The following is an 18,966-nucleotide window of genomic DNA, read 5'->3' as shown; positions in this document are numbered from 1 at the left end:
CCGGGCGGGCCGCGCGCGCAAGAGTGGCCTTTTCTTTCGACCATTTCGGAGTTGGGCCACGGATGGACTGGATCCTGATCTGCAAGGCATTGATCCTCGGCGTCGTCGAGGGGCTGACGGAATTCCTGCCGGTGTCGAGCACCGGTCACCTGATCGTCGCGGGCAGCTTCCTGAATTTCAACGATTCGCACGCGAAGACGTTCGACGTCGTGATCCAGTTCGGCGCGATCCTCGCCGTCTGCTGGGAATACCGGCAACGGATCGTGTCCGTCGTGTCCGGGCTGCCGAGCCGGCCGGACGCGCAGCGCTTCACGCTCAACGTCGTGATCGCGACGATTCCCGCGATCGCGCTTGGCCTCCTGTTCGAGAAGAAGATCAAGGCCGTGCTGTTCTCGCCGGTGCCCGTCGCGTTCGCGCTCGTCGTCGGCGGTGCGATCATCCTGTGGGCCGAGGCGCGGCAGCGCGAACGCAGCGAGCCGCCGCGCGTGATGTCGGTCGATGCGCTGACGCCGCTCGACGCGCTCAAGGTCGGCATCGCGCAGTGCTTCGCGCTCGTGCCCGGCATGTCGCGTTCGGGCTCGACGATCATCGGCGGGATGCTGTTCGGTCTCGACCGGCGCGTGGCCACCGAATTCTCGTTTTTTCTCGCGATTCCGATCATCTTCGGCGCGACGCTCTACGAAACTGTCAAGGACTGGCAGGCGTTCACCGTCGATTCGTTCGGGCTGTTCGCGCTCGGGCTCGTCTCGGCATTCGTCAGCGCGTTCGTGTGCGTGCGCTGGCTGCTGCGCTACGTCGCGACGCACGACTTCACGGTGTTCGCGTGGTACCGGATCGCGTTTGGGCTGTTCGTGCTGCTGGTGGGATACAGCGGGTGGCTGAACTGGGCGTGATGCCGGGCGGACACGCCGGTCGGGTCCGGCGCGCATCGCGGGCGTCATGAAAAACGGCCTGATCGGCAATTGCCGATCAGGCCGTTTCATTTGGCGGGGTCGCCGGGTAGTGCGCCGGCCGGGCGCTCAGCCTGCGCGCTTGCGGAACACCAGATCCCACACGCCGTGGCCGAGCCGCAGCCCGCGCCGCTCGAACTTCGTCACAGGGCGGTAGTCGGGGCGCGGCGCGTAGTCGGCGGCCGTGTTTTCGAGCGTCGGTTCCGCGCCGAGCACTTCCAGCATCTGTTCCGCGTAGTTCTGCCAGTCGGTCGCGCAGTGAATGTACGCGCCGGGCTTCAGGCGCGACGCGAGATGCGCGACGAGCGGCGGCTGGATCAGCCGGCGCTTGTGGTGACGCGCCTTGTGCCACGGATCGGGGAAGAAGATGTGCACGCCGTCGAGGCTTTCCGGCGCGATCATGTGCTCGAGCACCTCGACCGCGTCGTGCTGGATGATGCGGATGTTCGTCAGATCCTGCTCGCCGATCAGCTTCAGCAGCGCGCCGACGCCCGGCTCGTGCACCTCGACGCCGAGGAAATCGTCGCCCGGGCGGTTTGCGGCGATTTCTGCGGTCGATGCGCCCATCCCGAAGCCGATCTCGAGGATGCGCGGCGCGCTGCGGCCGAAGATCGCGTCCCAGTCGGGCAGTGCCGGCGCATACGGGACGACGAAGCGCGGGCCGAATTCGTCGAGCGCACGGCGCTGGCCGGTCGACACGCGGCCGGCGCGCGTCACGAAGCTGCGGATGCGGCGGTGGTGCAGCGGGTTGACTGCGTCGGCGCCTTCGGGCGCTTCGTCGGAAATGGCGTCGTCGCGTGGCGGCAGGCCGGCTTCGTTCGGATCGTCGTGCATCATCGGTACAGAGAATGGCGTTGTTGCGGGCTTGGGGCCCGTTGCGCGCAGCAGTGCGCCGGGAACCGGCACATGGTACAAAAAAGCCGCCTTCGACGAGGCGGCTTTTGCGCAGGCTGCCGTGCAGCCGGAAAGTGGAGCGGGCGATGGGAATCGAACCCACGTCATCAGCTTGGGAAGCTGAGGTAATGGCCATTATACGACGCCCGCAGAACGGGTGATTGTACAGGGGTTGGGGTAGAGATGGCAAGCGAGGCGTTTTGGCCGCTGGCATCGAAACGGGCACTGCTCGATGCTGGAGCGGTGGTGTCGCCGGCAGTGGTTGTCGGAAATCGGCCAATCGCGGTCTCATTCTGCGGCGCCGTGGGCGGTCGTTCGATGCTCGAGTCAAGCAGCACGTGTAACCAACTCGCGTTCCATCACGATCGCCAGTCCAGAGTAATCTATCGCCGGCTTGCGAAGTAGTTCGATGAACCCCTCGCGCTTCCAGAATTGGAGCGCTCGCGGGTTTGTGTCGATGACGGCAATACGCAATGCGCGGCATTGCCAATCCGTGCAGATTGCTTCAGCTAGTTGCAGAACCTGTGGACCGAATCCGCGGCCCTGCGATTCTTCCCGGAACAACAAGAGACCGATGAACGCGATGTCGGTTTCCGGGTAGCCTCTCACCATCTCAAGACATCCGACCGCCTCGCCGTCGTGGGCGATTTCGTAAACGAACTTGTCCACGTAGTCCTTATCTGGCGGTAGCGCATCAAGCACCTCAATCGCAGCGCCAGGTCCGGGCAATTTTCCTTCGACGGCCAGACTATAACCGGGGGCACCCTCTAACACGGTTTGCAATCGTTCTATGTCGCTCGAAAGCTGACGGTCGATGAGGCGTAGCGTAGGCGTGGACATGATCTTGGTGATTCGGACAAGGCGTGTGGCATCGATTGTCGACTACCGAAGTGCCGATGTCGAATGGCCGCTACGGTTTGCGTCGATCGTCGAACTTCAGCGGTTTGCCGCCGTTGTGCGTGCGGTGGGATGGCAGGGATAGTCGCCGCACGGACGACACTCAACACCGCAACGAATTTCCGCCACTGACCGCCGACCAGATACCGGCACTGGTGGAATTCATTCAAGATGGCTACGCCAAACCTGATCCGCAGTCCGCAACGCGATTCGATCGCGGGGCTGTGCGGTGCTGGTCACGACCTGCGGATGATCCTGAGGAAGCTGCGGCTTTTTCACGCCCTTATTCTCGTCGCTTGGCTCACCCGCCCGGTTGACGCTGTCTCGGCGGCATAACGTCGAGCGGCCGGCAAAACGAATTGTTCAGGGTGACTGATTAGCGTTCAGGTACGGAGCCTGTGGGGCGGTATCGCTGAAGCAGGAGACGCTTCCCGAACGGCAGCCAGAAATGCGGCGAGCACCGGCCGCATCTGTCGTCGCGATGCGTAATACACGAAGAAGCCGGGAAAAGGCGGCGTCCAGTCGGGCAAGATCCGCTTCAATCTTCCCGCTTCGACGTAGGGTGCCGCTTCGCGTTCCAGGACATAGGCGATGCCGAGGCCGTCGAGCGCGCATTCAAGCATCAAGTCGGGATCGTTGAAAGTGAGGGGCCCCGGCGCGCGTACTTCCAGACGGCTGCCGTCGCGCTCGAATTCCCATGCATAGATTGTTCCTGCCGTGACCATCCGGTAATTGATGCAACGGTGCCGCGTGAGTTCGTGCGGATGAAGCGGTGTGCCGTGGCGCGCGAGATACGCGGGTGTGGCGACCACCGACATACGCAGATCCGGGCCGACCTTCGCCGCAATCATGTCCCGCTCGATTTTCTCACCGAGGCGAATGCCCGCGTCGAATCGATCGGCGACGATGTCGCGGAACGCATATTCGATCAGCACTTCGACCGTCGCGTCGGGGTGCGCTTCGGTGAACGCCGGCAGTACCGGGCGAATGATCATGTCGTAGGCCTGGCGGGTGGCCGTCAGACGGAGCGTCCCCGACACGCTGTCGCTGCCTCGCTGAAGCGCGTCGAGCGCGCCGTCTATGCTCTCGAGAGCGGGGTCGAGCGTCGCGAGCAGCGCTTCGCCCGCTGCGCTGAGCGACACACTGCGGCTATTGCGCTGGAGCAGTTGCACACCGAGGCGCGTCTCCAGCCGCCTGATCGTGTGGCTGAGGTTCGACGTCGAGGTGTCGAGTGCGGCCGCGGCGCGCGTGAAACTACGCAAGCGCGCCACGCACGCGAAAGCGGCAAGGTCGTCGAGGTTTCCTCGTGTCATCGTTCGATCCTGTTCAACGGCCCTTCCAATGTATCGGTCTTGTTGTGCGGTCGTACCGACGCAAGAATCTTCCCTATCGACATTAGAGATAGGTTGGGAGCGTGAATGATGATTGGGAAAAACGATGTCTGGTTCATCACGGGCTGTTCGAGAGGGCTCGGCCGCGCGCTGGCCGTGCAGGCGCTGCGCTCCGGCTACCGTGTCGTGGCGACCGCCCGGCGCAAGGATGATCTCGCCGACGGGCAAGGCAAGCTGCTTGCGGTTGAGCTCGATGTTACCAAGCCGGACGAGATAGCGGCGGCCATCGCGGCGGCCGAGGAGCGTTTCGGCAGCGTCGATGTGCTTGTCAACAATGCCGGCTATGGCTACTTCGCGTCGATCGAGGAAGGCGTGGACGCCGAGGTTCGCGATCTGATGGAAACCGATGTGTTTGGCCCGCTGAACCTCGTCAAGGCCGTATTGCCGGGAATGCGCGAGCGCGGTCACGGATACGTCATCAACATCAGCTCGATCGGCGGTTTCGTCACCTTTCCGTCGGTCGGCTACTATCACATGGCCAAGTTCGCGCTCGAGGGCATGACGGAAACGCTGGCGAAGGAAGTCAGGCCATTCGGGATCGGCGTCACCATCGTGGCGCCCGGCGCATTCCGGACAGACTTTCGCAGACTCGAGTCGGCCAAGCAGTCGTCCGTACGGATTCCCGCCTATGCGGAAACCGCAGGCAAGGCCCGCGACGGAATTTTTGCCGCCCACGGCCAGCAACGGGGTGATCCGATGCGCGGCGCCCGCGCGATCATCGCCGCGGTAGAAGCGGAGGATCCTCCGACGCGCTTCATCATAGGCGGCGATGCGCTCGATCAGGCGCGCGAGAAAATCGCGCAATTGCAGCGCGAATTCGACGCGTGGGAAGCGCTCAGCCGCGACACCGACTTTCAAGATCGCACGCAAACTGACCATGCGGGTTGATCTGGCAACGGACGAACTAATCGCGACGGCAGCGTGCCTGCCCACCAGCCGATGTCGAAAATTGACGAGTCGGTGTCGGACGCATACAAGTCGCGACAACGCTTTCGAACTAACGTGACAGGCCTCTCATACGATCGTTAGCCTGGAGCCGACATGTCCGATTTCATCACCGTTCTGCGCAAAACCTGCCCGACGCCCGTCGTTGACGCGACCAAATGGAAGCGCATTGGCGGCGATCCGCACACCGTGAACCTCAACGCGTACGTCTCGAAGGACGGCAGCAAGATCATGGGCACGTGGATCTGCACGCCGGGAAAGTTCGAGGTGAATTACGAAAAATGGGAGTACTGCCACTTCCTCGACGGTTACTGCATCATCACGCCGGAAGGCGAGGAGCCGGTGCACCTGAAAGCCGGCGACGTGTTCGTGATCGAGCCCGGCATGAAGGGGACGTGGGAAGTGGTGGAGACGGTGCGCAAGTACTTCGTGTTCGCCTGAGCGGGCGATCGATTCGACCCAATCCGCGTCAGGCATACCCTCATCGACCACATCCTTCCGGTTCACGAAGCCAGGAGGGGCAAACGAGGATTCCGGTTCGATAAAAGTCGACCGGTTCGGAAACAGCGCGCCGAGCGTGGTGACAGGCTCGGCGCGCTCCGCTATCCGACTGCAACCCGCGACATAACGTATGCGACACGCGGTTGTCCGGCGACGACACGATGACGCGCGCCGTCGGTCCTGCACGCTGCCGCGCAAACCCCTAAGATGCAGCGATCCGCCCATCGTTTCCGCTGCAGCGCACGACCCTTCCGCCTGCGCCGGACACCCCTCCGGAGCCCGACCATGCGCATCACCGCGATTCACGAACGTGCGATTCCCGTGTCCCGCTATGCCGATCCGGCGATTGCGTCCGGTGGCCTGACGACGAGCGTCGTCGCGGTCGTCACCGACGTCGTGCGCGACGGCCGCCCGGTGACGGGCTACGGCTACGCGTCGATCGGCCGCTTCGCGCAGGGCGGCCTGATCCGCGAACGGTTCGCGCCGCGCCTGGTGGCCGCTGCCGACACGCTCGCCGACGAAGCCGGCACGAACCTCGACCCGTTCCGCGCATGGCGCGCGATGATGGCCGGCGAGAAGCCGGGCGGACATGGCGAACGTTGCGTCGCGGTCGGCACGATCGACATGGCGATCTGGGACGCCGCCGCGAAGATCGCCGGCCTGCCGCTGCACGGCTTTCTCGCCGACCGCCTCCAGCGGGCGACAGCACCACGCGTGCGCGTGTACGCGGGCGGCGGCTATCGCTATCCGCATGACGATCTCGCGCGCCTGTCGGACGAGATGCGCCGGATCGTCGATCTCGGCTACACGCACGCGAAGATCAAGATCGGCGGCGCGAATCTCGATCAGGACCGGCGCCGCATCGAAGCCGCGGCCGCGCATCTTGCCGGTTCATCGCACCTCGCGGTCGACGCGATGAACACGTACGACGCGACGACCGCTTGCCAGGCCGTCGACATGCTCGCGCCGTTCGGTCTCTGGTGGTTCGAGGACATCTGCGACCCGCTCGACCTGCCGCTCCAGGCAGACGTCGCTACGCGGTACGCACCGCCGATCGCGGCCGGCGAAGCGCTGTTCTCGCTTGCGGAGGCGAAGCTGCTCGACCGTTACGGCGGCCTGCGCGCCGACCGCGACGTGCTGGTGTTCGATCCGGTGCACAGCTACGGGCTGCCGGGCTATTTGCAGATCGTCGATCACTTCGTGTCGCGCGGCTGGCGGCGCGACGCGTTCTGGCCGCATGGCGGCCATCTGTTCTCGCTGCACGTCGTCGCGGCGCTCGGGCTCGGCGGCGCGGAAGTCAGCCCGTTCGCATTCCATCCGTTCAGCGGCCTCGCCGACGGCGAAATCGTCGACGCGGGATACGCGCGCGTGCCGCAGGCGCCGGGCATCGGCTTTGAACTGCATGCCCACGCGCACGACGCATTCCGCACGGTTTCAGCGTCGGCCGCTGACGCCTAAAGCGCGTCGATCGCGAGACGCACCGCGAAGCCGAGCATCATCACCGCGACGAAACCATCGAGCACGCGCCATGCGAGCGTCTGAGCGAACCACGCACGGCACGCGCGTGCGCCGTACGCGAGCATCAGGAACCACGCCAGCGAAGCAGTCATCGCGCCGATCGCAAACGGCTCGCGCGCGGACGGCGTGTGGCTCGCGATCACGGTTCCGAGCAGCAGCACCGTATCGATCCATGCATACGGATTGAGCAGCGAAACCGCGGCGGCCGCGAGCACCGTGCGCGACCGAGTGGGTTCGCTGCGAGCGGGAGCGCCGTCGACGTGCGCGGGCTGCCGCCCGACGATCGCCGCGCGCAGCGCAAGCAGCCCGTAACCGGCGAGATACGCGATGCCGGCCCACAGTGCGGCCGCCACCACGCCGGGATGGCGCGACAGCAACGACGACAGCCCGTGCGCGCCGAGCGCGATCAGCAGCGCGTCGCTGCCCGCGCAGACGAGGGCGATGGAGAGCAGGTGAGGGCCCGAAATCGAGCGCTTGATGACGAAGGCGTCCTTCGGACCGACCGACGTGAACAGGCCGGCGCCAAGCAGCAGGCCTTCGAGGAAGGCGGAGGTGTCGAGCACGAGCGGGCCGACAACCTCTTAAGCTGAACCGGTGATGGTTACGATGAGGGAAACGTTAAGGGGTGGCGGTGAGCGTTGTCAATGCCCCCGCCGGATGCGTGCGTATGGATCATCGTGCCGCCGCATCGCCGAGATTGAGTGCGACGAGTGCGCAGACGGTCAGCGCGATGCCGACGAGCTTCAGCGACGACACCGATTCGTCGAAGCAGACGATGCCGATCATGGCCGTGGCCGCCGTGCTGGCAGCGGCCCAGCTCGCATACGCGAGCCCCATTTCGATTCGCTTCGTCGCGAGCGCCATCAGCCATACCGCACATGCATAGCAGACGATCGCGATCGCGGACGGCAACGGGCGGGACAAACCGGCCGAGCACTTCAGGCCAACGGAGCCGAGCACTTCGGCGAGGACACTGACGCCCAGCAGAAGCCAGGCAAACTGGAACGGGGACACGAACGGCCTCCTTCCCCCGACGCTTATACCGAGCGGCGAGGAGAAGTGGGGTGTCAGCGGTACCCAGGATGAAACGAGCTTAGTACGCGCGGCGGGGCGGCACAAGGTCCGTCACGCGCGACCGGCGTGTTCGGCCGCCCACTCCGGCCGCTGCCCGAGCGTGTCGAACAGCCGGACGATTTCGGCTTTCACCTTCTGCACCGCGTTGCTGACGAGCGCCGTGTCGTGCCAGCACAGCGACAGGTCGCGCACGAACAACCGGTGCGCGACCGTCGACAGCTTGAGCTTGCGCTCCTCGATCTCGACGTGCGCGGCCGTCCACGGCAGGATCGTCACGCCGAGCTGCGCCATCACGGCCGCGAACAGCAGCCCGGTCGAGCTCGCCTCGAAGCCGATCTCGTACGACAGCCCGGCCTCGCGCATCGCCCAGTCGACGCGGTTGCGGATCGTGTTCGGCGCGCTCGGCAGCACGAGCGGCATTCGCGCGATCGCGTCGAGCGGCACGGGGGCGTCCGGCACCGGGAATCCGGGCCACGTGATCAGGTACAGCGTTTCCGTCAGCAGCCGATGGATCGCGATGCCGCGCGTGTCGACCGCATCGACGACGATCGCGAGATCGAGGCGTGCGCGTTCGAGCAGCGTGTCGAGATCGGCACTCGGCGCCTCGATCAGCTCCAGCATGATGCCGGGAAAGCGGTCGCGCACCGCGCGGGCGAGCGGAATGGCCAGCACGCGCGCGGTGCTCGACGGCATGCCGACGGTCACACGGCCTTGCGGCGTGTCGGCGTCGCGGCGCAGCAGCTCGCGCGTGCCGTCGGCCTGGCGCAGCAGTTCGAGCGCGTGCCGGTACAGCGTGCGGCCGGCGGCGGTCGGCGCGACGCCGCGCACGCTTCGTTCGAGCAGTTGCATCCCGAGATCCTGCTCGAGATTGCGCATCTGCTGGCTCACGGCCGGTTGCGCGACGTGCAGCGCCTCGCTCGCATGCGTGACGTTGCCGTATTCGACGACCTTCACGAAATAGCGCAACTGTCTCAAGTCCATCGCCGCCGTCTCCCGATTCGCGCTCGATTCGAGCCATAAGCTAATCCGATCGAGCAAGATGAATATCATATTTTTCGGCGATCGATCGCGTTTCTATACTCGTCTCACAAAAGAGCCCGACTGCCGGCCATCCCGGACCGGACGCGGCGAAAGCGCCGGCCCCGCCGGCAAGGAGACGAAGATGTTCAAGGCGATCGACGCGCCGGCGGCCGGCGCGAAGCCGCGGCGCACGCCGCTTACGCGCGAGCAGGTCAAGGGCTTCTGGGCCGTGTACGCGGGCTGGGTGCTCGACGGCGTGGATTCGGTGATCTACGCGCTCGTGCTGATTCCCGCGCTGACCGAACTGCTGCCGGCCTCCGGCATCGCGGCGACGCCCGCGAATCTGGGGATGTACGGCTCGATCCTGTTCGCGCTGTTCCTGATCGGCTGGGGGCTGTCGTTCGTCTGGGGGCCGCTCGCCGACCGCTTCGGCCGCGTGCGCACGCTCGCGGCGAGCATCCTGATCTATTCGGTGTTCACCGGCGCGGCCGCGTTCGTGCACGACGTATGGGCGCTGGCCGCGTGCCGGCTGATCGCCGGGATCGGCGTCGGCGGCGAATGGGCGCTCGCGGGCACCTACGTCGCCGAAAGCTGGCCGGAGGACCGCCGCAAGATGGGCGCCGGCTACCTGCAGACGGGCTATTACTTCGGCTTCTTCATCGCGGCCTGCCTGAACTACACGATCGGCGCGACCTACGGCTGGCGTGCGATGTTCCTGTGCGGGCTGGCGCCCGCGTTGCTCGCGGTGTTTACGGTCATGCGCGTGAAGGAGCCGGGGCAGTGGCGTCGGCACGGCGCGCGCGACGGCGACGTGGCCGACGCGCGCCGCGCGCATCCGCTGCGCGAGATCTTCGCGCCGGCGTTCCTGCGCCGCACGCTGACGAGCGCGAGCCTCGTCGGCGTCGCGATCGTCGGGTTGTGGGCCGGCTCCGTCTACGAGGCGAGCGCGGTCACCACGCTGGCGACACGCGCGGGCATCGATCACGTCGGCGCGCTGCGGCTGGCGTCGATCGGTGCGGCGATCCTGTCGTGCGCAACGATTGCCGGCTGTCTGGCGGCGCCGTGGCTGTCGGAGCGGCTCGGCCGGCGTACCGCGCTCGGCGTGTATTTCGCGGGGATGGCCGGCTCGATCGTGTTCGCGTTCGGCTGGGCGTTCTACCAGCCGAACGGGCTCGCCGCGTTCATGGTGTCGCTCGCGTTCCTCGGCTTCTTCGGCGGCAACTTCGCGATCTTCTCGCTGTGGCTGCCCGAGCAATATCCGACGCGCGTGCGGGCCACCGCGTTCGCGTTCAACGCTTCGGTCGGCCGCTTCATCGGCGCGGGCGTGAACTTTCTGCTCGGCGCCGCGATTCACGGTTACGGATCGCTCGGCGTGCCGGTCGCATGGACCGCTGCCGTGTTCGGGCTCGGCATCCTGATCCTGCCGTTCGCGGTCGAAACGCGCCACCAGACACTGCCCGAATGAGCGGCACGCCGCAGTCGTTCGCGAACACGCCACACCCCATCATCAATATCAGGAGTCCGGAATGCAGGCATTAACGGGAATCAGGATCGTCGATCTCAGTCGCGCGCTGTCGGGGCCGTTCTGCTCGATGGTGCTCGCCGATCTCGGCGCCGACGTGATCAAGGTCGAGTCGGGGCCGCACGGCGACATGAGCCGCGCGTGGGGGCCGTTCGATCGCGGCGTGAGCACGTACTACCTGTCCTGCAACCGCAACAAGCGCGGCGTCTGTGTGGACTTCCGGCAACCGGCCGGCCTCGACGTCGTGCGGCGTCTGATCGCGCAGGCCGACGTCGTGATCGAGAATTTCAAGGCCGGCACGATGGACGCGATGGGGCTCGGCTACGCCGCACTGAGCGCGCGCGACCCGCGGCTCGTGATGGGCAGCGTCACCGCGTTCGGCCCGCGCGGCCCGCTGCGCGACTGGCCGGGCTTCGACCAGATCGCGCAGGGCTATGCGGGGCTGATGAGCCTCACCGGCTTCCCGGACGGCGAGCCGACCCGCACGGGCACCGCGATCGGCGATCTCAGCTCGGGGATGTGGGTCGCGACCGGCGTGATGGCCGCGCTGTTCGAGCGCGAGCGCACCGGGCGCGGCCAGCATGTCGGCACGTCGCTGCTCGAAAGCCTCGTTGCGCTGTTGAGCGTGCACGGGCAACGCTACCTGAGCCTCGGCGACGTGCCGCGCCGCACCGGCAACGCGCATGCGGTGATCGCGCCGTACGGCGTGTTCGAGACGGCCGACGGCCCGCTCAACCTCGCACCGATCACGACCGACATGTGGTTGCGGCTGTGCCGGTTGCTCGATCTGCCCGAACTGCCGGCCGACCCGCGCTTCGCGACCAACGATGCGCGCGTCGCCCATCGCGACGCATTGAAGGCGCTGCTCGAAAGCCGCCTGCGCACGCGCGGCAAGCGCGAATGGACGCAGCGGTTCGTCGAGGCCGGGCTGCCGGCCGGGCCGATCCATACGCTAGACGAAGTATTCGACGATCCGCAGCTCGCGCATTGCGGGCTGGTCGAGCCGGTCGCGCATCCGACGCTCGGCACGCTGCGTCAGGTCGTCACGCCGCTCGGCGGGATGGGCAACGAACTGCCGGCGCCGCGCACGCGCCACGCGCCGCCGCTACTCGGCGAGCATACGGTCGACGTGCTCCGCGAAGCCGGCTACGGCGACGACGCGATCGACGCGCTGCTGGCGGAGCGCGCGATCTTCCAGGCGGATGCGGTGACGGAGGCCGTGCAATGACCGACACGACGAAACGGGACGGGGCGTCGGCCGTGACGGTCGACCTGATCGGCGAGCGGATCGCCCGCGTGCAGTTCGCGAACCCGACGCGACGGCATGCGCTCGACGCGCCGCTGCTCGATGCGCTGGTCGCACATCTCGATGCGTTGGCCGGACATCGTCCGCCGCCGGTCGTGATTCTGTCGAACGACGGTAGCGGCGACGTGTGGAGCGCGGGGCACGACCTGCGCGAACTGGCCGACGATCGCGATCCGCTCGCATACGGCAAGCCGCTCGAACGCGCGCTGCGGCGCGTGCGAACCTATCCGGGCGCGGTGATCGCGGCGGTGTCCGGATCGGCGTGGGGCGGGGCGGTCGATCTCGCGATGAGCTGCGATCTCGTCGTGGCGGCGCGCGACGCGCGTTTCGCGATGACGCCCGCGAACATCGGCCTGCCGTATTCGACGAGCGGCTTGCTGCGCTTCTACGACAACCTGCCGATCCACGTGCTGAAGGAGATGTTCTTCTGCGCGCAGCCGCTCGATGCGGAACGCGCCGCGCACCACGGGCTCGTGAACCGGCTGGCCGACGCCGGCGAGGTCGACGACGCGGCGCTCGACGTCGCGCGCACGATCGCCGCGAAGGCGCCGCTCGCGGTGCACGCGGTGAAGGAGCAGTTGCGCGTGCTGCAGGACGCGCGGCCATTGCCGGCCGATGCGTTCGAACGCATCGCCGAGTTGCGCCGGCGGGCGTGCGAAGGCGCGGATTTCGACGAAGGGTTGCGCGCGTTCGCGGAGCGGCGCGCGCCGGTGTTTCGCGGGATTTAGGCGGACAGCGGAGGTTGCGATGTGACGATGGCCGCGCGTCATGCGCCGCCGAGCGCATGTATGCCGACGAGCAGCAGCGCGCCGATCGCGATCAGCAGCAGCGCATGAACGCGCGTGTAGATCACGCACAACGTCGATGCGACGGCGATCGCGCGCGCGGGCCAACCGCCGTCGAGCGCCTGCAGCAGCACCCACACCGACGCGAGAATCATGCCGGCCGCGACCGGGCGCAGGCCCGCTTCGAGCGCGATCTGCCAGCGCGCGCCTCGATGTCGCCGCCATAGATGCGCGACACCGTAGATCAGGAACGCGGTCGGCCCGAACAGCGCGAGCGTCGCGATCACCGCGCCCCAGAAGCCGGCCACCTGCCAGCCGATCAGCGTCGCCAGCAGCGAGCCGGGGCCCGGCGCCATCCGTGCGATCGCGAAGTCGTTCACGAATTGCGCGGCGCTCATCCAGTGATGGACGTCGACGACCTGCCGCTGGATGTCCGCGATGACCGCCTGCCCGCCGCCGATCGTCGCGATCGACAGCGGCGCGAACACGCCGAACAGCGCGGCGTAACGTGCGGACGCGTTCATCGCGCGTCGCTCCCGCCCGGCGCCGCGGCCGCACGGCGGTATTCGAGCGCGACGCTCAGCGTGCCGCCGATCAGCACGGTCCACACTAGAGGCCAGTGCAGCACCGCGACCGACACGAAGACGAGCGTCATGACCGCGAACGGCAGCGCGCGGCGCGGCAGGCGGCGCACCGCGGTGATCGCCATCGAGATCGACAGCCCGATCGCCGCGGCCGCCGCGCCGGCGAGCGCGACATGCGTGAGCGGGAAGCGCGTGAGGGTCGAGAACGCGACGCCGAACAGCACGATCAGCACCGCGGGCGGCGCGATGATGCCGGTGAAGCCCGCCACCGCGCCGCGCCATCCGGCGAGACGGTAGCCGATCCAGATCGCGAGATTCTTCACGTTGACGCCCGGCAACGCCTGCGATAGCGCGAGGCCGTTGAGGAACGCCTCTTCGTCGAGCCATCGCCGCTCGTGCACGAAGTCGCGCATCATCCGTCCGCTGAGTCCGCCGCCGAAGCTGGTCAGGCCGATCTGCGCGAACGCGACGAACAGTGCGAGGACGCCTGGCGGCGCGTCGCTTGCCGGAGGGGCCGGGGGAGTCGGGGTGGAGGCGGGAGGCATCGGGCGGGTAGCACGTGGGGATCGGGCGATCGCCCATGTTAGCAAGCAGTGCCTGTCAGCACGCTGACATTGGCGCGGCGCCCGTACCCCCGGCTTCGCTATCGGTTCGACGCGGCCGGGCCGCCGCGCGTCATGCGCGCACCACCGTCACGCCGGCGGCCTCGATCGGCTCCGTCAGCGCGGCGTCGGTTTCCTTTTCGACGACGATCGCCTGCGCCAGCGCGATATCGCCGATCACGAACTGCGACGCCGCGCGCAGCTTCGACTGCGACGCGAGCACGACCGTCTCGGCCGCGCGTTCGGCTAGCGCGCGCTTGATCGCCGCTTCCTCGAAATCGCCGGTGCTCAGCCCCGCGACCGGATGCACGCCCGTGACCCCCATGAAGTACAGGTCCGCATGGATGCGCGCGATGCCTTCCATCGCCGCCGCGCCGACCGCGACGATCGAATGCTTGTAGAGCCGCCCGCCGATCAGGATCACGTCGATCGACGGATGCGCGGCCAGCGCGACCGCGACGCTCGGGCTATGCGTGACGATCGTCGCGCGCAGGTCGACCGGCAACTGGCCGACGAGCAGCGCGGAGGTCGTGCCGCCGTCGACGATCGCGACTTGCCCGGGCGCGATCATCTGCGCGGCGCGCCGCGCGATGCGCCGCTTCTCCGCGGTTTCGAGCGCTTCGCGCTGCGCGAACGGCGCGACGGCCGGCGACGCCGGCAGCGCGCCGCCATGCACGCGCTGCAACAGCCCTTCGGCTGCGAGTTCGCGCAGGTCGCGGCGCACCGTATCTTCGGACACGCCGAATTGCACGCTCAGCTCGGCAGCCAGCACCTGGCCGTCACGCGCGAGCGCATCGAGGATCGCTTTCTTGCGTTGCGTCGTCAGCATCGTGTTTGCACGAAAATTCTTGAAATTGCACGAATGTGCACGTTACCATGAGCGCCGTCCTTTGTCGAACCGGAGGCTGCAATGGCTGCTACGCGGGAGCGGGTCCGCATCGTCGATACGACGGTGCTGTCCGATGACTGGTATGTGCTGCGCAAGGTGACGTTCGATTTCCTGCGCCGCGACGGCACGTGGCAACGCCTGAGCCGCGAGACCTACGATCGCGGCAACGGCGCGACGATCCTGCTGCGTCATGCCGAGACGGGCGACGTGCTGCTGACGCGGCAGTTCCGGATGCCGGCGTTCGTGAGCGGGCACGACGGCATGCTGCTCGAAGCGGCCGCCGGCCTGCTCGACGACGAAACGCCCGAAGCGCGCATCCGCGCGGAGGCCGAGGAGGAGACCGGCTATCGCGTGCGCGGCGTGCGCAAGGTGTTCGAGGCGTTCATGAGCCCTGGGTCCGTGACGGAGAAGCTGCATTTCTTCGTCGGCGAATACGATGCGTCGCTGCGCACCGGCGCGGGCGGCGGCGTCGCGGAAGAGGGCGAGGATCTCGAGGTCGTCGAGATGCCGCTGCAGGCGGCGCTGGACGCGGTCGAGCGCGGCGAGATCGTCGATGCGAAGACGATCATGCTGCTCCAGTACGTCGCGCTGCGGGAAACCGCGGGCGGGCGCGCCGCATGACGCCGCGGCTCGTGCTGGTCGCCGGCCCCTATCGCAGCGGCACGCACGGCGACCCCGCGCGCATCGCCGCGAACCTGCATCGGCTGGAAGCGGCGGCGCTCGCCGTGTATCGCCGCGGGCACGTGCCGATGATCGGCGAATGGGTGTCGCTGCCGCTCGCGGCCGCGGCCGGGTCGACGCAGGTCGGCGACGCGATCGGCGAAGCCTTCCTGTATCCGGCCGCGCACCGGCTGCTGCGATGCTGCGACGCAGTGCTGCGCATCGGCGGCGCGTCGCGCGGAGCGGATGCGGACGTGGCGCTTGCGCGGCAACTCGGCAAGCCGGTCTATTTCGCGGTTGATGAGATGCCGGTCGCGCAGGACGATTCGACCGATTGAGCAAGCATGAGCGCCGGGTTGCGGCATCGCCGGCGCGACACGTGCGGACAGCCGGTATTCGCGTTGCCGGTATCCGCACACGCGCAGCAGCCCGCAGTGGCGTCGCCGAGGCGGCGCGACGCCCGAACCGGCGTATGATCGCGACGCCATTCGCGCAACGTTCGACTTCACCGCTTTCCCATCATGCCGCTTTCCGATTCCGCCGATCCCTCCGGTTCCGCCGCCGCGCCGCTTCCCGCCGATCTCGTCGCGTCCGCCGTCGATGCACTCGCGCGCGCCGACGCATTGCTCGTCACGGCCGGCGCGGGCATCGGCGTCGATTCCGGCTTGCCCGATTTTCGCGGCACGGACGGCTTCTGGCGCGCGTATCCGGCGCTGCGCCACGAGCGTTTCGAATTCCACGAGATCGCGTCGCCGCACGCGTTTCGTGCGCGTGCGGCGCTCGCATGGGGGTTCTACGGGCACCGTCTCGCGCTCTACCGCGCCACCGCGCCGCACGCGGGCTTCGCGATCCTGCGCCGCTGGATCGACGCGATGCCGAACGGCGGTTTCGTGCTGACGAGCAACGTCGACGGCCAGTTCCAGAAAGCCGGCTTCGATCCGGCGCGCATCGTCGAGATCCACGGTTCGATTCATGCGATGCAATGCCTGCGTCCGTGCACGGACGAGACGTGGGACGCGGCGCCGTTCATGCCGGAGGTCGACGAAACGACGTGCCGCCTGGTGGGCGACATGCCGCGCTGCCCGCACTGCGGCGGGCTCGCGCGGCCGAACATTCTGATGTTCGGCGACACCGGCTGGCTCGGCTCGCGCTACGACGCTCAGGAGCGCGCGCTTGAAGATTGGATTGCGCAGGCCGGGCGCGTCGCCGTGGTCGAGATCGGCGCGGGCACCGCGATTCCGACCGTGCGCCTGTTGAGCGAGCGGTTCGGTGCCGACGTGATTCGCATCAACGCGCGCGAAGCGCATGCGCGCCGGGCGGACGTGATCGGGCTGAAGGGCGGTGCGCTGGCGACGTTGAACGCGCTCGAGCGCGCGTGGCGCGGCGGCTGAGCCCGCGCCGATCGGCCGCGGCCGCGCCGGTTACGGCCGAGCGACGAGCGCCTGCACGAGCGCCGGCGCGATCGGCGAACCGAGGCCCGTCACGTAGTCGTAGCCGCCCACTGCGTTGCAGATGCTGCCGCAATTGCCGTTGGAGCCGGTCGTTACGTCGTGGAAGTCGCTGCCGTACGCGGTTTTGCCGACCGTATAGAGCGTGTCGTAGGTGCCGCTCAACGATTTCTTGCCGGCCGCCGTGCGCAGCGAGTTCGCGATCGCGACGAGCGCCGACCATTGCGGCGCACCCGCGCTCGTGCCGCCAACCTGGAACCAGCCGGCCTGTCCTTGATAGGTGACCGAGTCGTACACCGCGAAACCGCTGGACGGATTCGCGTCGTAGCTGACGTCGGGCACGCCGCGCTTGCCGGCCACCGGAATCGGCCAGGCAGCCTGGCCGGCCGGCTCGGCCTCGACGTTGCTCACGCCGCCGCCGCTGCCGCTCCACGCCGCCTCGCCGATGTAGTTGCCGGCCGTATCGGACGACAGCGTCGTGCCGCCGACGGACACCACATAGGGCGACGCGGCCGGGTATTCGGTGCCGGTGCCGCTGTCGCCGGACGACGCGACGAACGTCACGCCCGGTACGTTGAAGTGGCTGTCGAAGCCCGTCTCGCTGCCGAATTCGTTGCCGCCGAAACTCATCGACACCACCGACGCGCCGCGCCTGACCGCGACGTCGACCGCGGCCAGCAGGTCGCTGAAGCTGGCCGATGCGGCTTCGACGAGCACGATCTTCGCCTTCGGCGCGATCGCATGCACCCATTCGACGTCGAGCGAGATCTCGAGCGACCAGCCCGAATCGGGTTTGGGCCGCGCACCGTGCGCGTACACCTTGGTGAAACAGCCGTTCGACGACGTGCAGGCCGGCAGCGAGAACGCATTGCTGAACACGCCGAGATCGGACTCGATCTTCGGGTCGTCGTACGCGTCGACGATCGCGACGACCATCCCGTCGCCCTGGTTCGCGATCGCATCGAACCCGTATGCATGCCGGGTGAGTGCCGGCGTGAGGCCGGCGATCGTGGCCGTGCTCGCACGTGGCTTCGTGTGGAACGGCGGGCGCGCGAATCCTGCCGGTGCACGATGGCCTTCGACGTAGGGCAGCGGCCCGTTGCCGTCGGCGAGCACGGCGCCCGACGCGAGCAGCGACGCGCACAGCGCCGGAATCAACATGGACGACGGGCGGATATTGTTCATTTTTCGAGTCTCCATGTCGATGGAGTGGAGTAGCGAATCAATTTTACGAAATCGACGACGGTAACTACATCGAATATCGACTGAATAAGGGAATGTCTGATAAGGGAAAGTACGTGGGATCCCTTATGGATTGGTGCTGTGCTGGGATAGCCCGCGCCGGATCGAACTGCTTTATCGATTTTCGAAAAATCCGATAAATAATCGGTCGATTCAAAATCGATTCGTAATGTCCGATGTAATTGTTCGGTAAATGTCCACTGCGGCGCGCGCGTGGAAATCGTGAAAGGCGTCATGCGTTCGCGACACGATCCGCTGCCCGTCGGCATTGCCGGCGCGGCGCGATTGCGCATACAGTTCGGCGTAGGCCGCGTGCGCCGCGCGGCGGCGTCAGAGAGGAGTGCCCTTGTTCTATTCGATCGTCGCGATCTTCGTCGGCGCCGGGCTCGGCGCGTTGCTGCGCTGGTTCCTGAGCCTCGCGCTCAACGCGTTCTTTCCCGCGGTGCCGCTCGGCACGCTCGCGTCGAACCTGATCGGCGGCTATGTGATCGGCGTGGCCGCCGTCATGTTTACCGCGCGCGTCGGGTTGCCGCCCGAGTGGCGGCTGTTCGTGATCACGGGCTTTCTCGGCGGCCTCACGACGTTCTCGACCTTTTCGGTCGAAGTGATGACGCACGCGCTCGAGGGCGAATTCGGATGGGCGTTGGCGGTGGCTGCCCTACACTTGACTGGATCGTTCGCGCTGACGGCGCTCGGCATGTGGACCGCGCGCGCGTGGCTCGCGGCGGCCTGAGCGGG

General features: G+C 67.3%; 21 protein-coding genes and 1 tRNA gene. 11 read left to right on the top strand and 11 right to left on the bottom strand.

Features of this window, described 5'->3' with window-relative positions; genetic code table 11:
• The first annotated feature begins 62 nt into the window (after positions 1–62).
• Positions 63–893, top strand: a complete 831-nt coding sequence (locus WS89_RS14675) for an undecaprenyl-diphosphate phosphatase (RefSeq protein WP_059791629.1) — start codon at positions 63–65, stop codon at positions 891–893.
• Positions 894–1,019: 126 nt separating this feature from the next.
• Here WS89_RS14675 and trmB read toward each other — a convergent pair whose 3' ends face one another.
• The 4 genes from trmB to WS89_RS14650 all read right to left on the bottom strand — a co-directional run bounded on the left by trmB (position 1,020) and on the right by WS89_RS14650 (position 4,054).
• Positions 1,020–1,787, bottom strand: coding sequence for a tRNA (guanosine(46)-N7)-methyltransferase TrmB (gene trmB, locus WS89_RS14670; protein ID WP_059791627.1), 768 nt, complete (start codon positions 1,785–1,787; stop codon positions 1,020–1,022).
• A gap of 132 nt (positions 1,788–1,919) precedes the next feature.
• Positions 1,920–1,994, bottom strand: a tRNA-Gly gene (locus tag WS89_RS14665).
• Positions 1,995–2,171: 177 nt separating this feature from the next.
• Entirely contained in the window at positions 2,172–2,684 is a 513-nt protein-coding gene (locus WS89_RS14660; RefSeq protein ID WP_059499877.1) for a GNAT family N-acetyltransferase, read from the bottom strand.
• Positions 2,685–3,124: 440 nt separating this feature from the next.
• Positions 3,125–4,054, bottom strand: a complete 930-nt coding sequence (locus WS89_RS14650) for a LysR family transcriptional regulator (protein ID WP_059791626.1) — start codon at positions 4,052–4,054, stop codon at positions 3,125–3,127.
• A 105-nt stretch (positions 4,055–4,159) separates the two neighbouring features.
• Here WS89_RS14650 and WS89_RS14645 point away from each other — a divergent pair, with 105 nt between their 5' ends.
• From WS89_RS14645 to WS89_RS14635, 3 genes are all read left to right on the top strand, one after another.
• Positions 4,160–5,020, top strand: a complete 861-nt coding sequence (locus WS89_RS14645) for an oxidoreductase (RefSeq protein WP_218921297.1) — start codon at positions 4,160–4,162, stop codon at positions 5,018–5,020.
• Between the two features lie 153 nt (positions 5,021–5,173).
• On the top strand, positions 5,174–5,518 hold the full coding sequence (locus WS89_RS14640; RefSeq protein WP_059448122.1) for a cupin domain-containing protein: 345 nt from the start codon (positions 5,174–5,176) through the stop codon (positions 5,516–5,518).
• A gap of 345 nt (positions 5,519–5,863) precedes the next feature.
• The gene (locus tag WS89_RS14635; protein ID WP_059791624.1) at positions 5,864–7,036 is read left to right on the top strand and encodes an enolase C-terminal domain-like protein; all 1,173 of its coding nucleotides are present in this window, start codon (positions 5,864–5,866) and stop codon (positions 7,034–7,036) included.
• Here WS89_RS14635 and WS89_RS14630 read toward each other — a convergent pair.
• The 3 genes from WS89_RS14630 to WS89_RS14620 form a co-directional block, all read right to left on the bottom strand.
• Positions 7,033–7,659: a LysE/ArgO family amino acid transporter gene (locus WS89_RS14630; protein ID WP_059791623.1), complete on the bottom strand. Its 627-nt coding sequence runs from the start codon at positions 7,657–7,659 to the stop codon at positions 7,033–7,035. The two genes, WS89_RS14635 and WS89_RS14630, sit on opposite strands and share 4 nt — an antisense overlap.
• Positions 7,660–7,768: 109 nt before the next feature.
• Positions 7,769–8,110: a DMT family transporter gene (locus WS89_RS14625; RefSeq protein ID WP_059791622.1), complete on the bottom strand. Its 342-nt coding sequence runs from the start codon at positions 8,108–8,110 to the stop codon at positions 7,769–7,771.
• A 111-nt stretch (positions 8,111–8,221) separates the two neighbouring features.
• Complete coding sequence (locus WS89_RS14620) at positions 8,222–9,151, bottom strand: LysR substrate-binding domain-containing protein (RefSeq protein ID WP_059791621.1); 930 nt, start codon at positions 9,149–9,151, stop codon at positions 8,222–8,224.
• 181 nt (positions 9,152–9,332) lie between these two features.
• Between WS89_RS14620 and WS89_RS14615 the strand changes: the two genes are divergently transcribed.
• The 3 genes from WS89_RS14615 (at position 9,333) to scpB (ending at position 12,746) form a co-directional block, all read left to right on the top strand.
• The gene (locus WS89_RS14615; RefSeq protein ID WP_059791945.1) at positions 9,333–10,655 is read left to right on the top strand and encodes an MFS transporter; all 1,323 of its coding nucleotides are present in this window, start codon (positions 9,333–9,335) and stop codon (positions 10,653–10,655) included.
• 61 nt (positions 10,656–10,716) lie between these two features.
• Positions 10,717–11,940, top strand: a complete 1,224-nt coding sequence (locus tag WS89_RS14610) for a CaiB/BaiF CoA transferase family protein (protein WP_059791620.1) — start codon at positions 10,717–10,719, stop codon at positions 11,938–11,940.
• Positions 11,937–12,746 (top strand): methylmalonyl-CoA decarboxylase, encoded by an 810-nt coding sequence (scpB, locus tag WS89_RS14605; protein ID WP_059791619.1) that lies wholly within the window; start codon positions 11,937–11,939, stop codon positions 12,744–12,746. The genes WS89_RS14610 and scpB overlap by 4 nt, the downstream gene beginning before the upstream one ends.
• A 38-nt stretch (positions 12,747–12,784) precedes the next feature.
• Here scpB and WS89_RS14600 read toward each other — a convergent pair whose 3' ends face one another.
• The 3 genes from WS89_RS14600 to WS89_RS14590 all read right to left on the bottom strand — a co-directional run bounded on the left by WS89_RS14600 (position 12,785) and on the right by WS89_RS14590 (position 14,818).
• Positions 12,785–13,327 carry a chromate transporter gene (locus WS89_RS14600; RefSeq protein ID WP_059499884.1) on the bottom strand — a complete coding sequence of 181 codons (543 nt, stop codon included), beginning with the start codon at positions 13,325–13,327 and terminating at the stop codon, positions 12,785–12,787.
• Complete coding sequence (locus WS89_RS14595; RefSeq protein WP_059791618.1) at positions 13,324–13,932, bottom strand: chromate transporter; 609 nt, start codon at positions 13,930–13,932, stop codon at positions 13,324–13,326. Before WS89_RS14595 ends, WS89_RS14600 begins: the two co-directional genes overlap by 4 nt.
• A 130-nt stretch (positions 13,933–14,062) precedes the next feature.
• Complete coding sequence (locus WS89_RS14590; protein WP_059791617.1) at positions 14,063–14,818, bottom strand: DeoR/GlpR family DNA-binding transcription regulator; 756 nt, start codon at positions 14,816–14,818, stop codon at positions 14,063–14,065.
• Positions 14,819–14,899: 81 nt separating this feature from the next.
• Here WS89_RS14590 and WS89_RS14585 point away from each other — a divergent pair, with 81 nt between their 5' ends.
• The 3 genes from WS89_RS14585 (at position 14,900) to WS89_RS14575 (ending at position 16,929) form a co-directional block, all read left to right on the top strand.
• The gene (locus WS89_RS14585; protein WP_059499887.1) at positions 14,900–15,499 is read left to right on the top strand and encodes an NUDIX domain-containing protein; all 600 of its coding nucleotides are present in this window, start codon (positions 14,900–14,902) and stop codon (positions 15,497–15,499) included.
• Entirely contained in the window at positions 15,496–15,876 is a 381-nt protein-coding gene (locus WS89_RS14580; protein ID WP_059791616.1) for a hypothetical protein, read from the top strand. Before WS89_RS14585 ends, WS89_RS14580 begins: the two co-directional genes overlap by 4 nt.
• A gap of 183 nt (positions 15,877–16,059) precedes the next feature.
• Entirely contained in the window at positions 16,060–16,929 is an 870-nt protein-coding gene (locus tag WS89_RS14575) for an SIR2 family NAD-dependent protein deacylase (RefSeq protein WP_059791615.1), read from the top strand.
• A 30-nt stretch (positions 16,930–16,959) separates the two neighbouring features.
• Here WS89_RS14575 and WS89_RS14570 read toward each other — a convergent pair whose 3' ends face one another.
• On the bottom strand, positions 16,960–18,171 hold the full coding sequence (locus WS89_RS14570; RefSeq protein ID WP_059791614.1) for a S53 family peptidase: 1,212 nt from the start codon (positions 18,169–18,171) through the stop codon (positions 16,960–16,962).
• A 403-nt stretch (positions 18,172–18,574) separates the two neighbouring features.
• Here WS89_RS14570 and crcB point away from each other — a divergent pair, with 403 nt between their 5' ends.
• A complete protein-coding gene (gene crcB / locus WS89_RS14565; RefSeq protein WP_059791612.1) occupies positions 18,575–18,961 on the top strand; it encodes a fluoride efflux transporter CrcB in 387 nt (128 codons plus the stop codon).
• Positions 18,962–18,966 lie beyond the last annotated feature (5 nt).

Source organism: Burkholderia sp. MSMB1072 (assembly GCF_001524725.1).
In the GTDB taxonomy this organism is placed as follows: Bacteria; Pseudomonadota; Gammaproteobacteria; order Burkholderiales; family Burkholderiaceae; genus Burkholderia.
The sequence above is the reverse complement of the archived record's forward strand: the minus strand, read 5'-3'. Positions and strand labels throughout refer to the sequence as shown.

What these genes read in the sequence shown, in the direction of transcription:
- WS89_RS14675 (WP_059791629.1), top strand. Translation starts at nt 63, where the DNA reads ATGGACTGGATCCTGATCTGCAAGGCATTGATCCTCGGCGTCGTCGAG.
- trmB (WP_059791627.1), bottom strand. Translation starts at nt 1,787, where the DNA reads ATGATGCACGACGATCCGAACGAAGCCGGCCTGCCGCCACGCGACGAC.
- WS89_RS14660 (WP_059499877.1), bottom strand. Translation starts at nt 2,684, where the DNA reads ATGTCCACGCCTACGCTACGCCTCATCGACCGTCAGCTTTCGAGCGAC.
- WS89_RS14650 (WP_059791626.1), bottom strand. Translation starts at nt 4,054, where the DNA reads ATGACACGAGGAAACCTCGACGACCTTGCCGCTTTCGCGTGCGTGGCG.
- WS89_RS14645 (WP_218921297.1), top strand. Translation starts at nt 4,160, where the DNA reads ATGATGATTGGGAAAAACGATGTCTGGTTCATCACGGGCTGTTCGAGA.
- WS89_RS14640 (WP_059448122.1), top strand. Translation starts at nt 5,174, where the DNA reads ATGTCCGATTTCATCACCGTTCTGCGCAAAACCTGCCCGACGCCCGTC.
- WS89_RS14635 (WP_059791624.1), top strand. Translation starts at nt 5,864, where the DNA reads ATGCGCATCACCGCGATTCACGAACGTGCGATTCCCGTGTCCCGCTAT.
- WS89_RS14620 (WP_059791621.1), bottom strand. Translation starts at nt 9,151, where the DNA reads ATGGACTTGAGACAGTTGCGCTATTTCGTGAAGGTCGTCGAATACGGC.
- WS89_RS14615 (WP_059791945.1), top strand. Translation starts at nt 9,333, where the DNA reads ATGTTCAAGGCGATCGACGCGCCGGCGGCCGGCGCGAAGCCGCGGCGC.
- WS89_RS14610 (WP_059791620.1), top strand. Translation starts at nt 10,717, where the DNA reads ATGCAGGCATTAACGGGAATCAGGATCGTCGATCTCAGTCGCGCGCTG.
- scpB (WP_059791619.1), top strand. Translation starts at nt 11,937, where the DNA reads ATGACCGACACGACGAAACGGGACGGGGCGTCGGCCGTGACGGTCGAC.
- WS89_RS14600 (WP_059499884.1), bottom strand. Translation starts at nt 13,327, where the DNA reads ATGAACGCGTCCGCACGTTACGCCGCGCTGTTCGGCGTGTTCGCGCCG.
- WS89_RS14595 (WP_059791618.1), bottom strand. Translation starts at nt 13,932, where the DNA reads ATGCCTCCCGCCTCCACCCCGACTCCCCCGGCCCCTCCGGCAAGCGAC.
- WS89_RS14590 (WP_059791617.1), bottom strand. Translation starts at nt 14,818, where the DNA reads ATGCTGACGACGCAACGCAAGAAAGCGATCCTCGATGCGCTCGCGCGT.
- WS89_RS14585 (WP_059499887.1), top strand. Translation starts at nt 14,900, where the DNA reads ATGGCTGCTACGCGGGAGCGGGTCCGCATCGTCGATACGACGGTGCTG.
- WS89_RS14580 (WP_059791616.1), top strand. Translation starts at nt 15,496, where the DNA reads ATGACGCCGCGGCTCGTGCTGGTCGCCGGCCCCTATCGCAGCGGCACG.
- WS89_RS14575 (WP_059791615.1), top strand. Translation starts at nt 16,060, where the DNA reads ATGCCGCTTTCCGATTCCGCCGATCCCTCCGGTTCCGCCGCCGCGCCG.
- WS89_RS14570 (WP_059791614.1), bottom strand. Translation starts at nt 18,171, where the DNA reads ATGAACAATATCCGCCCGTCGTCCATGTTGATTCCGGCGCTGTGCGCG.